A 12,046-nucleotide genomic window follows, 5' to 3' on the forward strand; every position below is an offset into this window, starting at 1 on the left:
TGCGGTGTGCCTTGGATGGCAGGCAACAAAAAGGCCCCCATTGCGGGAGCCTCGATGTTCAGCGTGTCGGCTTACATGTTCGGGTAGGTCGGCCCGCCAGCGCCTTCCGGGGATACCCAGGTGATGTTCTGCGCAGGGTCCTTGATGTCACAGGTCTTGCAGTGCACACAGTTCTGGGCGTTGATCTGGAAGCGTTTCTCGCCGTCTTCCTTGGTCACCACTTCGTACACGCCAGCCGGGCAGTAGCGCTGGGCCGGTTCGTCGTACAGCGGCAGGTTCTTGCCGATCGGGATGCTCGGGTCGGTCAGCTTCAGGTGGCAGGGCTGTTCTTCTTCATGGTTGGTACCGGAGATGAACACCGAGCTGAGTTTGTCGAAGCTGATCTTGCCGTCCGGTTTCGGGTAGTCGATCTTCTTGCAATCGGCCGCCAGCTTGAGGCAGGCATAGTCCGGCTTGTTGTCGTGCAGGGTGAACGGTATTTTGCCGCCGAAGATGTTCTGGTCGAGCCAGTTGAAACCACCGCCGACAATCGCGCCGTACTTGTGGATTGCTGCACCGAAGTTGCGACTGGCGAACAGTTCTTCGTACAGCCAACTGCTCTTGAAATTGTCGACGTAGGCGGTCAGTTCATCACCGCCTTCGGACTCGGCGAACAAGCGATCGGCCACGGCCTCGGCGGCGAGCATGCCGGATTTCATGGCGGTGTGGCTGCCCTTGATCTTGGCGAAGTTCAGGGTGCCGAGGTCGCAACCGATCAGCGCACCGCCCTTGAAGACCATTTTCGGCAACGAGTTCAGACCGCCCTTGCAGATGGCACGGGCGCCGTAGCTGACGCGCTTGCCGCCTTCCAGGTACTGCTTGAGCACCGGGTGATGCTTGAGGCGCTGGAACTCGTCGAACGGCGACAGGAAGGTGTTGCTGTAGGACAGGTCGATAATCAGGCCGACCACCACCTGGTTGTTTTCCAGGTGATAGAGGAAGGAACCGCCGGTGTTCTCGGTGCCCATGATGTCCAGCGGCCAACCAGCGGTGTGCACCACCAGGCCGGGTTGATGCTTGGCCGGGTCGATTTCCCAGATTTCCTTCAGGCCGATGCCGTAGTGCTGGGCATCGGCTTCGCTGTCCAGGTTGAAACGCTTGATCAACTGCTTGCCGATGTGACCACGGCAGCCTTCGGCGAACAGCGTGTATTTGCCGCGCAGTTCCATGCCAGGGGTGTAGAGGCCTTCCTTCGGGTGACCTTCACGGTCGACACCCAGGTCGCCGGTGATGATCCCGCGCACCACGCCGTTCTCGTCGAACAGCGCTTCCTGGGCGGCGAAGCCGGGGTAGATTTCCACGCCCAGGTTCTCGGCCTGCTGGGCCAGCCAGCGGCACAGGTTGCCCAGGGAAATAATATAGTTGCCTTCGTTGTGCATGGTCTTGGGCACAAAGAAGTCAGGGATTTTGCTCGCAGCCTCGGGGTTTCTCAGGACATAAATGTCATCGCGAACGACGGGCGTGTTCAACGGCGCGCCGAGTTCTTTCCAGTCTGGGAACAGTTCGTTCAGGGCGCGGGGCTCGAACACCGCGCCGGAGAGGATGTGCGCACCGACTTCGGAACCTTTTTCGACCACGCAGACGCTGATTTCCTTACCGGCTTCGGCGGCCTTCTGTTTCAGTCGGCAAGCGGCAGACAGGCCAGCGGGGCCGGCACCGACGATGACCACGTCGAATTCCATGTATTCGCGTTCCACAGGCTATCTCCTACTCAAGGCTCACAGTTTTTCTAATTGGAGGTTTGGCGTTGCATCCGTTGTTTCCTTCGCGAAAAGCGACGAAAGCGACAATGGATGAACCGCGGGTCTCTCTTAAGCGGCGCATTATATCTACACCACTCTCAGGGTCCAATACAAACGTTTGTTTGAAATTGCCGAAGCCCAGATAAATCACTGACGTACGGCTTATGACTGACCATTTTGCCGTATTGACCGGAATAGGTGTTCCGGTCAAGATACGGGCGGTTTTGCGCTCGCCGTAGGCTGACTGTTGGTTTCAAGAGCACCTCTAAAGACAGGGCGAAGGCAGCACAAAGTGACGTATTGCGCGGTTCCGAGGCGCAGTTTACACGCCGCGATAATGAATGACTCATCGGTCATCACTGACGAATGGTCTTCACTCCCGTGAGCAGGGTCATGTGTGGTTCATGCCGGCGTTTTTAGAGGTGCCCTTGCGCCCATGAGCATCAACCGCCAGGTTCGCCTAGGCGACTTTTTTTCACCGGAGAGTAACGAGGAATCCATGAAGGTTCTTGTAGCTGTCAAACGAGTGGTCGACTATAACGTCAAGGTTCGCGTCAAGGCGGACAACTCCGGCGTCGACCTCGCCAACGTCAAGATGTCGATGAACCCCTTCTGCGAAATCGCCGTGGAAGAAGCCGTACGCCTGAAAGAGAAAGGCGTGGCAACGGAAATCGTCGTCGTCTCCATCGGCCCGACCACCGCCCAGGAACAACTGCGCACCGCGCTGGCACTGGGTGCCGATCGCGCCATCCTCGTCGAATCCGCCGAAGACCTGACTTCCCTGGCCGTGGCCAAGCTGCTCAAGGCCGTTGTCGACAAGGAACAGCCATCGCTGGTGATCCTCGGCAAGCAAGCCATCGACAGCGACAACAACCAGACCGGCCAGATGCTCGCGGCATTGAGCGGCTACGGTCAGGGCACCTTCGCGTCCAAAGTCGAAGTGTCCGGCGACAGCGTTGCCGTGACTCGCGAGATCGACGGCGGCGCGCAGACGGTTTCCCTGAAACTGCCGGCCATCGTTACCACCGACCTGCGTTTGAACGAGCCGCGTTATGCGTCGTTGCCAAACATCATGAAAGCCAAGAAGAAGCCGCTTGAAGTGCTGACGCCTGACGCTTTGGGCGTTTCCACCGCCTCCACCAACAAGACCCTCAAAGTCGAAGCGCCGGCTGCACGCAGCGCGGGCATCAAGGTCAAGTCGGTGGCTGAACTGGTCGAGAAACTGAAAAACGAAGCGAAGGTAATCTAAACATGACTATCTTGGTAATCGCCGAACACGATAACAAGGTGCTGGCTCCGGCCACGCTGAACACCGTTGCTGCTGCCGCCAAAATCGGTGGCGATGTGCACGTCCTGGTGGCCGGGCAGGGCGCAAGCGCCGTTGCCGAAGCCGCTGCGAAAATCGCTGGCGTGGCAAAAGTGCTGTCGGCCGACAACGCCGCCTACGCACACCAGTTGCCGGAGAACATCGCGCCGCTGGTAGCCGAGTTGGGCAAGGGCTACAGCCACATCCTGGCAGCCGCCACTTCCAACGGCAAAAACATCCTGCCGCGTGTTGCCGCTGCGCTGGACGTCGATCAGATCTCCGAGATCATCTCGGTCGAAAGCGCCGACACCTTCAAGCGTCCGATCTACGCCGGTAACGCCATTGCCACCGTGCAATCGAACGCATCGGTCAAGGTCATCACCGTCCGCGCCACCGGTTTCGACCCGGTTGCCGCCGAAGGTGGCTCGGCTGCCATCGAAGCTGTTGCTGCTGCCCACGACACTGGGATCTCCAGCTTCGTTGGTGAGGAGCTGGCCAAGTCCGATCGTCCTGAACTGACCGCTGCCAAGATCGTCGTTTCCGGCGGCCGTGGCATGCAGAACGGCGACAACTTCAAGCACCTGTACGCCCTGGCCGACAAACTGGGTGCTGCCGTCGGTGCTTCCCGCGCCGCGGTCGACGCCGGTTTCGTGCCCAACGACATGCAGGTCGGCCAGACCGGCAAGATCGTTGCCCCCCAGCTGTACATCGCCGTCGGTATCTCCGGCGCGATCCAGCACCTGGCCGGCATGAAAGACTCCAAGGTGATCGTTGCGATCAACAAGGACGAAGAAGCGCCGATCTTCCAGGTGGCTGACTATGGCCTGGTGGCGGACTTGTTCGAAGCCATCCCTGAGCTGGAGAAGCTGGTCTAATCCGGCGTCTTCACTTATAAAGAGCCCGGCCCTTTGGCCGGGCTTTTTATTTTTCGCACTGATTGTTTTCGCTGCAAGGGGAGCGTATCGCCATGGATCTGCGTCGTTTGACCGGCTGGTCGTTGCTGTGGGCGTTGGCGATCATGCCGGGCCTGTCTGTCGCCGCCGGCAAATGTGAACGCCTGATCGCCACCGGCAGCCCGGACGCACCGCCTTACCTCTGGCAAGACCCTCAGGACCCCAAGCACCTGATCGGCGCTGGCGCAGACCTGCTGGCGCAAGTGGCAGGCGAACTGGGGATCAAGATCGAGCTGCTTTACGCGGGCAAGCGCGCCCAGGCACTGGATGAAGTGCGCAGTGGGCGCATGGACCTGCTCACCGATGCGCCACTGACCAGCACGGGGCTTGAAGCGTTGGACTACGTCCACCCGCCATTGCTGGAAAACGATTATCTGGTCTGGACCCGCAAGGATTCGACACTGGTCATCAACCAGCCCGAAGACCTCCAAGGACATCCCGGGGCCCTGTCGGAAAAGGCGCGTATGACCCAGGGATTTGGCGTTTTTGCCGAGCAGAAATTGGCCTTGGTGCGCACACCCAACCTGACCCAGGCCTTTCAGAAATTGCTGCTGGGAGAGGTGGAATATGTCCTGGCGGGTCGCTATTCGGGCCTGGCGATGGCGCAGACCCTGGGCATGGCCAACGATCTGCAAGCCGCACCGCAACCGGTGGACAAACCCGGGCTGTTCCTCGCGGTTTCCCATAACTCCGCCTGCAATGACCCATGGTTACGCGGACAGCTGGCGCAAAAGATGACAGAATTGGCCGCGTCCGGTCTGACGGAGGCTGTGTTGCAGCGCAATCTCGAGCGCTGGAAAACACAGTTGCAGCCGCCTGTCAGTGCCCCAAAACAGTAGGGAACATTAGTGACTATTCGACCTCTTTTCGCTGCCCTGGCCGTTCTGGCTCTGGCGGGCTGCGCAGCCGATCCGGCGCCGAATGAACAGATCCGCCTGACCGAACAGGCACTGGAACAGGCCCGGGCCGTTGGCGCCACCGCCGACGAAGTGCCCGAATTGAAACTGGCTGAAGAAAAATTCGCTCGCGCCAAATCCAACATGGCCGACGAATCCTACAAGAAGGCGCGCATGCGGGCCGAACAGGCTGAACTCGACGCCCGCCTGGCCGAAGCGAAGGTGCTGACCCTCAAGAGCCAGGAGCAACTGAACGTGCTCGACACCCGCATCAAGCGCTTGCGCAAACAGCTGAGGGAGGATGCCCAATGAAGCACTCCCACGTATTGGGCGGTCTGGTCCTCGCCGGCCTGGCCAGCTTGTATGGCTGTGCCGGCCAACGCAGCGAAGCGGCGCTCGAGCAGGCCAGCACCGATTTCCAGAAGGTCAAGGAAGACGCCAACGTATTGCGTGCCGCGCCCCGGGACGTGATCCGCGCCGGTGAATCCCTGGCCCGTGCCGATCGCTTGTCCAGCTATTGGGGCAGCGGCGAGGATGTGCAGCATTACGCTTACCTGAGCCAGCGCTACAGTGCGATCGCCCGGGAGCACAGCAATCAGGTGCTCAACGAAGAACGCGCGGCGAAGCTCGAACTGGAGCGCCAGCGCCTGCAGCTGGCCCTGCGCGAATCCAAGTTGCTGAGTGTGCAGCAGCAGGGCAAGTGGCTCGAAGAACAGATCATGGCGATGGCGACCACCCAGACCGATCGCGGCCTGGTGATGACCCTGGGCGACGTGCTGTTCGACACTGGCGAAGCGGAACTGAAAAATTCGGCCAACCGGGTGGTGCTCAAGATTGTGCAGTTCTTGCAGCTCAATCCCAAGCGCGTGGTGCGTATCGAGGGATACACCGACAGCACGGGCGGCAAGCAGGAAAACCTCAAGCTGTCTCGCGACCGCGCGCAAGCGGTCGCGGATGTGCTGGTGGACCTGGGGATTGATGAAAAGCGCATCCAGGTCGAAGGCTACGGTGATGAGTACCCGGTGGACGTCAACGCTTCCGAGCGGGGCCGGGCCCAGAACCGTCGCGTTGAAATTGTGTTCTCCGACGAAAAAGGCCAGCTCGGCGCCGCCCGCTAAGGGTTGCGTCACTGGAAAACCCGGCCCCTGTAGCAGGCGCCGGGTTTTTTTAGCCCTGCAATCGATGCAGGATGAGTACAGTTAGAGCTGTCACTCCACTGTACTGTCGAGTAATCTGGCAACTGTCCCAGTACACTTCTAAACTGTTCCGGTATCGTTTCCGACAAGAATAAAATGCCCGTGAAATCGAGTGCTGCGTCATGACCAACCTCCTGCTCTATCAACGTATTGCGCAACAGCTGGCTGAAGACATCCGGCGCGGTGTGTATCAGCCCGGTGAACGCGTGCCTTCGGTGCGCAAGATGAGCTCGCAGCTCAACGTCAGCCACGCCACGGTGTTGCAGGCCTACGCGAACCTTGAAGACCAGGGGCTGATTCGCGCACGGCCGCAATCGGGCTACTACGTGCACCAGACACCGGCCCTGACCGCACCGACGCCGGACATTGCCCGGGTAGAGCGCCCGGGGTTGGTGACGCGCAGCAGCATCATCCAGCAGGTCTTGGTCGAGTCGCGCCGCGAAGGCGTGTTTCCCCTGGGCGCGGCGGTGCCGAGTGTCGACTACCTGCCTGTCCGGGCCCTGCATCAGCAGTTGGCCAAGGTCACGCGTTTCCACAGCCCACGGGCGTTCAGCTACATGTTCAGCCCGGGCTTCGAGCCTTTGCGGCGCCAAGTGGCGATCCGCATGCGCGATGCCGGTGTCGTGGTGGACCCTTCCGAGGTGGTGATCACCCACGGTTGCGTCGATGCGCTGCAGATGTCCTTGCGGGTGCTGACGCGGCCGGGGGACCTGATCGCCGCCGAGTCGCCGACCTATTACGGCTTGCTGCAACTGGCGGATCTGCTGGGCCTCAAGGTCATCGAGATCCCCAGCGATCCGGTCACCGGCATGAGCCTGGAGGCCTTGCAGTTGGCGGCCAACCAGTGGTCGATCAAGGCGCTGGTACTGACCACGCGCCTGAGCAATCCCCTCGGCGGCACCATGCCCGAGGAGCGGCAAAAGCAACTGCTGCGCCTGGCGTCGGACTTCGACATCCAGGTCGTCGAAGACGATATCTATGGCGAGCTGATGTTCGAGCAGGGGCGCACCAAGGCCCTCAAGGCCTACGATCGGCTGGACCGGGTCATCTACTGTTCGAGTTTTTCCAAGACGTTGTCGCCGGGTGTGCGCATCGGTTGGATGATCGCGGGGAAATTCCAGCAGGAAATCCAGCGGCTCCAGACCTTCAGCACTCACTCGGCGTGCAGCGTTACGCAGATGGGCATTGCCGCGTACCTGGAAAACGGTGGCTATGACCGGCACCTGCGCTATATCCGCCAGGAGTATCGCAAGAACCTCAGCGCCTTTCAGCTGGCGGTGCAACAGCACTTCCCCGAAGGCACGCAAATGAGCCGTCCCAACGGCGGTTTCATCCTGTGGGTCAGCCTGCCGGGACGGGTCAATACCCAGGAGTTGCATGTGCGGGCGTTGCAACAAGGCATCAGTATCGCGCCAGGGCTGATTTTCAGTAACACCGAGCAGTTCAACCACTGCATTCGCTTGAACTGCGGTACCCCCTGGAACCGTGAGGCAGAGCGGGCCTTGATGACGCTGGGGTTGTTGGCGACTCAATTGTGCCAAGAAACGGCCAACGGGTTTCTATAGGAATCAGCGGCTTAGCTTGATGTGCTTGTCAGCGCCTCATTATCAGGCGAGCATGGGCTTTTCTGCCGTCAGTGCCGTTGTGTCTATGAGAGCCAATGTTCCTGTTGCCTGGGTTTTGATCGGCCTGTTCAGTGTCTTCCAAATGGGAGGCGTCGTCGTGGCGGCTCCGGCGCAGGAAAAACCGGCCGTCAGTGCCACGAAGAATGCGCCGAAAAAAACCGCAGTGGCCAAGAAGCCGTCCGCTAAAAAGGCGGTTGCGGCGAAGAAAAAAAAGCGTGCGCCCATTGCTTCCAAAAGCAAATCAGCCCACGAGGTCGCCAAGACTCCATTGCCGCCGGCCAAGCTGGACCTCAGCCTGCCCCACGACATGGTCGAGCAACTGCAGCCACCAGGTAAGGTAGCGCCGCCCAAGCGCGAACCGCTCTTGCCGTCAATGTTCGGAGAGAAACCCGGACCGTTCCAGCTCAATGGCCGGTTGTTGAGCAATGAAATGCAACTGCCGCTGCGCAATCAGGAGCGCAACGAGGTGGAAGGCGCAGCGCTGGATTTTGAATTCAAGCAGTAAGCCTTCCATAGGGCATGCAGCTCGTCGCTGACCATTCGGTCATTTGGCCAACGGCAAAAAAACACGCAGACGGTAATTTAAAACGAGTGTTTTAGCCGTTACTCTGTCTTCTGTTACTCATCATTACCCGCCGCGAGGATGTTGTCGTCATGAAGTGCCGTGAAGGCTGTGGCGCCTGTTGCATCGCCCCTTCCATCAGCTCACCTATCCCTGGCATGCCCCAAGGCAAACCGGCGGGAGAACGTTGTGTGCAACTGTCGGTCGATAACCTGTGCCGGATCTTCGGCCAGCCGGAGCGTCCGGCGGTGTGCTCGGCGTTCGAAGCCGACATCGAGGTGTGCGGCGGCAGCCGTGAAGAGGCCATCCGCTTGATCGGTTGGTGGGAGCAAGTCACGGCAGCGTAATGGGTCAATGAACAGATCCGAAATGAACGAACTTGGACAATAAGGAAAAAACTATGGGTTCGCTGCATCGTATGGCTGTGTTGTGTGGGTTGACCGTGTTGCTGGCGACGGCCACCGCCCAGGCAGAGGACTGGCAGGTTGCCAAGGAGAAGGAGGGTATCAAGGTTTCCCTCAGTGAAGTGGCGGGCTCCAAGTACAAGGCCTATCGCGGCGTGACGGTGATGAAAACCACCATGGCCAAGCTGCGGGCCCTGCAGGAAGACGTTCCCGGCGCCTGCGCCTGGATTCATGAGTGCAAGAGCCAGAAACTGCTCAAGCACGAAGGCGACAAGAGCTGGACTTATACCCAGTTCAATACGCCCTGGCCGGTGACGCCCCGGGACTCGGTGCTGGAAGTTACCACCGAGGAGGGGGCCGACGGCAGCCTGACCCGCAAGCTCAAGGGCGTGCCGACATACCAGCCTGAGGAGCAAGGTTTCGTACGGGTGGCCCAGGTCGACGGCTTCTGGAAATTCACGCCAAAGGGTGCGGACCAGATTGAGGTCGTTTATCAGGTCCACACCGAACCGGGTGGTGACGTGCCGTCCTGGCTGGCGAACAAGTTCGTGGTGGATGCGCCGTTCAACACCCTCAAGGCCCTGAAGGAACGCGCCGAAAAGTGATCGGCCAAGGCTGCACAAGAGAGACCGCCCCCGAGGCGGTCTTTTCATGTGTGCCGTCCAAGCACCCAGCGGAACGATTGTCCGCCCCTCAATGTCGAGATGAAGGTAAGCCCTGCCCTGAATTGATCAAGGAGACACTGATGCAAAAGTGGGAAATCACTTTCATTGACGATCACGGTGAAACCACCGTCGAGCAGTTCGACTATGACCACAAACCCACCATGGAGCAGGCCGCCCAACTGATCCGCGAAAGGTTGCTACCCGTGCTCAGCCAATTGGACCTCAACGACTTGGTTGACCGCACCGAAGACCCGACAGTCAAGAACCTCAAGTCCCAAAACAGTATCGAAATTCTCAGCATTACAGCGATTTCATGAAACGGTGGCTGGTCTCGCTTGGCAGTGGCCACCACTTGCGGCTACTCTGCAATTGAGATCAGCGAAAGGATCGCCAAGGTCCGGTCTTGTCAGCTACATGCTTGTGTCCCGACGGCCATTTGATGCCGTATCGCTTGCAGCCTGAAGGCTTCACGCACGGGAAGACGGAAAGTCTATCCATCGGTTTTAGGAGGACGTTTCATGAGCACAGCCTATCAAGAAGACATCAGCACCAGCGTATTGCGCCGCATGAAAGAAGGCGGTTTCGATTTTTCCCGATTCCATCCCATTGAGTTCTACGCCATTTTCCCGGACGAGGAGCGGGCGCGCAGGGCGGCAGGTCATTTTCGGGGCGAATCGTTGAACGCGCAGATCAGTGCACGGGACGACGGGGCTTGGTCATTGGAACTGAGCCGGGTGATGTACGCCACTTACGATGATATTGGCGACTTCGAGCAAGACTTCGAGGCAGTTGTCGAACCCTTGGGGGGTGTTATCGAGGGTTGGGGCGTCAAGCAAGAGATCCGGCGCCTGCAGGCCTGACAGTCACTCACCGCAACCACAGCAACGGCTGACCTTTGTGTCGGCCGTTTTCATGTCTGTGAGCTAACCGAGGGTCCCTGTGGGAGCCGAGCTTGCTCGCGATGGCGGCTGCACGATCAACATCTTACCCGCTGACACATCACAATCACTTCCCCAGGTTTTGTACCTAACTGTATCCAGACCAGGCCGCTTCGTTTTTCCATGACTATGCTCAGGAAAGCGACGCCCCTGCGTCGCAATGAAGCGGGGGCAGCGGGTTGGGGGCATTTGCCGCACTATAAAAGTGCGCGGCCTCTCAATGGAGATTCCAACCCGTTGATCATAAAGCGTTTATGCCGATGGCACGGGGCTTGCGAAGCCTTGCTGCCAGGGTGACAAGGAGCACGGCATGATCCGCAGCGGTTTTGATGAAATGTACGACGCCGACGGCCAGGTCCGCCCGCACTACCAGGCGTTTGCCCGCTGGCTGGCCGACACGCCTGACGAGCTTCTGGCGCAGCGCAGGCGCGAAGCCGACCTGTTGTTTCACCGTGCCGGCATTACGTTCACGCTCTATGGGGACGAGCAGGGGACCGAGCGCCTGATCCCGTTCGACACGATCCCGCGCAGCATCCCGGCCAGCGAATGGCGGGTGGTCGAACGTGGCTGCATCCAACGGGTCAAGGCACTGAACATGTTCCTGGCCGACCTCTACCACGAACAACGGATCATCCGGGCCGGCATCATCCCCGCCGAACAGGTGCTGGCCAACGAGCAATACCAACTGGCGATGCAAGGGCTCGATCTGCACCGTGACATCTATGCGCACATTTGCGGTGTCGACCTGGTACGCGACGGTGACGGCACCTACTACGTGCTCGAAGACAATCTGCGTACGCCCAGCGGCGTCAGCTACATGCTCGAAGACCGCAAGATGATGATGCGCCTGTTTCCCGAGCTGTTCGCCGCCCAGCGCATCGCCCCCATCGATCATTATCCGAACCTGCTGCTCGACACCCTGAAAAGCTCCAGTCCGCTGGACGACCCCAGCGTCGTGGTACTGACGCCGGGGCGTTTCAACAGTGCTTTTTTCGAACACGCCTTCCTGGCCCGGGAGATGGGCGTGGAGTTGGTGGAAGGCGCTGACCTGTTCGTACGGGATGACAAAGTGTTCATGCGCACCACCGACGGGCCGAAGGCGGTGGATGTGATCTACCGTCGCCTCGACGACGCGTTCCTCGATCCACTGGCCTTCAATCCGGATTCGATGCTCGGCGTACCGGGGTTGTTGTCCTCCTACCGCTCCGGCAACGTGGTGCTGGCCAATGCCATCGGCACGGGGGTGGCGGACGACAAGTCGGTGTACCCGTTCGTCACCGACATGATCCGTTTTTACCTGGACGAAGAGCCGATCCTGAAGAACGTTCCCACCTGGCAGTGCCGTAATCCTGCAGAGCTCTCCCATGTGCTGGCGAATCTTCCCGACCTGGTGGTCAAGGAAACCCAGGGCTCCGGCGGGTATGGAATGCTGGTGGGGCCGGCCGCGACGACGGCGCAAATCGATGCCTTTCGCGAGCGGATCAAGGCCAAGCCGCACGCCTACATCGCCCAGCCGACGCTGTCGCTCTCGACGTGCCCGACCTTTGTCGAAAACGGCATCGCCCCGCGCCACATCGACTTGCGCCCGTTTGTGCTGGCCGGTCGCGAGACCCGCGTGGTCCCTGGCGGGCTGACACGGGTGGCGCTGCGCGAAGGCTCCCTGGTGGTGAACTCATCCCAGGGCGGCGGTACCAAGGACACTTGGGTGGTCGAGGATTGA

At 59.9% G+C, this 12,046-nt stretch carries 13 protein-coding genes; 12 read left to right on the forward strand and 1 reads right to left on the reverse strand.

Annotated elements, in window-relative coordinates:
* Positions 1–71 precede the first annotated feature (71 nt).
* Positions 72–1,736 carry an electron transfer flavoprotein-ubiquinone oxidoreductase gene (locus AO356_RS20340; RefSeq protein WP_060741257.1) on the reverse strand — a complete coding sequence of 555 codons (1,665 nt, stop codon included), beginning with the start codon at positions 1,734–1,736 and terminating at the stop codon, positions 72–74.
* Between the two features lie 544 nt (positions 1,737–2,280).
* Between AO356_RS20340 and AO356_RS20345 the strand changes: the two genes are divergently transcribed.
* The 12 genes from AO356_RS20345 to AO356_RS20400 all read left to right on the forward strand — a co-directional run bounded on the left by AO356_RS20345 (position 2,281) and on the right by AO356_RS20400 (position 12,046).
* Complete coding sequence (locus AO356_RS20345; protein ID WP_014339477.1) at positions 2,281–3,030, forward strand: electron transfer flavoprotein subunit beta/FixA family protein; 750 nt, start codon at positions 2,281–2,283, stop codon at positions 3,028–3,030.
* Between the two features lie 2 nt (positions 3,031–3,032).
* Positions 3,033–3,962 (forward strand): electron transfer flavoprotein subunit alpha/FixB family protein, encoded by a 930-nt coding sequence (locus tag AO356_RS20350; RefSeq protein WP_060741258.1) that lies wholly within the window; start codon positions 3,033–3,035, stop codon positions 3,960–3,962.
* 92 nt (positions 3,963–4,054) lie between these two features.
* Positions 4,055–4,879 (forward strand): substrate-binding periplasmic protein, encoded by an 825-nt coding sequence (locus AO356_RS20355; protein ID WP_060741259.1) that lies wholly within the window; start codon positions 4,055–4,057, stop codon positions 4,877–4,879.
* A 9-nt stretch (positions 4,880–4,888) separates the two neighbouring features.
* Positions 4,889–5,248, forward strand: coding sequence for a DUF4398 domain-containing protein (locus AO356_RS20360; protein WP_003204190.1), 360 nt, complete (start codon positions 4,889–4,891; stop codon positions 5,246–5,248).
* Positions 5,245–6,054 (forward strand): OmpA family protein, encoded by an 810-nt coding sequence (locus AO356_RS20365; RefSeq protein ID WP_014339473.1) that lies wholly within the window; start codon positions 5,245–5,247, stop codon positions 6,052–6,054. Before AO356_RS20360 ends, AO356_RS20365 begins: the two co-directional genes overlap by 4 nt.
* 200 nt (positions 6,055–6,254) lie before the next feature.
* The gene (locus AO356_RS20370; RefSeq protein ID WP_060741260.1) at positions 6,255–7,697 is read left to right on the forward strand and encodes a PLP-dependent aminotransferase family protein; all 1,443 of its coding nucleotides are present in this window, start codon (positions 6,255–6,257) and stop codon (positions 7,695–7,697) included.
* A gap of 85 nt (positions 7,698–7,782) precedes the next feature.
* Positions 7,783–8,262, forward strand: coding sequence for a hypothetical protein (locus AO356_RS20375; protein ID WP_060743158.1), 480 nt, complete (start codon positions 7,783–7,785; stop codon positions 8,260–8,262).
* A 149-nt stretch (positions 8,263–8,411) separates the two neighbouring features.
* The gene (locus AO356_RS20380) at positions 8,412–8,666 is read left to right on the forward strand and encodes a YkgJ family cysteine cluster protein (protein WP_060741261.1); all 255 of its coding nucleotides are present in this window, start codon (positions 8,412–8,414) and stop codon (positions 8,664–8,666) included.
* A gap of 53 nt (positions 8,667–8,719) precedes the next feature.
* The gene (locus tag AO356_RS20385) at positions 8,720–9,328 is read left to right on the forward strand and encodes an START domain-containing protein (protein WP_060741262.1); all 609 of its coding nucleotides are present in this window, start codon (positions 8,720–8,722) and stop codon (positions 9,326–9,328) included.
* Between the two features lie 140 nt (positions 9,329–9,468).
* Positions 9,469–9,705: a hypothetical protein gene (locus AO356_RS20390; RefSeq protein ID WP_060741263.1), complete on the forward strand. Its 237-nt coding sequence runs from the start codon at positions 9,469–9,471 to the stop codon at positions 9,703–9,705.
* 201 nt (positions 9,706–9,906) lie between these two features.
* A complete protein-coding gene (locus AO356_RS20395) occupies positions 9,907–10,248 on the forward strand; it encodes a ribonuclease E inhibitor RraB (protein ID WP_003179463.1) in 342 nt (113 codons plus the stop codon).
* Between the two features lie 388 nt (positions 10,249–10,636).
* Positions 10,637–12,046 carry a circularly permuted type 2 ATP-grasp protein gene (locus AO356_RS20400; RefSeq protein WP_060741264.1) on the forward strand — a complete coding sequence of 470 codons (1,410 nt, stop codon included), beginning with the start codon at positions 10,637–10,639 and terminating at the stop codon, positions 12,044–12,046.

Source organism: Pseudomonas fluorescens (assembly GCF_001307275.1).
GTDB lineage: Bacteria > Pseudomonadota > Gammaproteobacteria > Pseudomonadales > Pseudomonadaceae > Aquipseudomonas > Aquipseudomonas fluorescens_AA.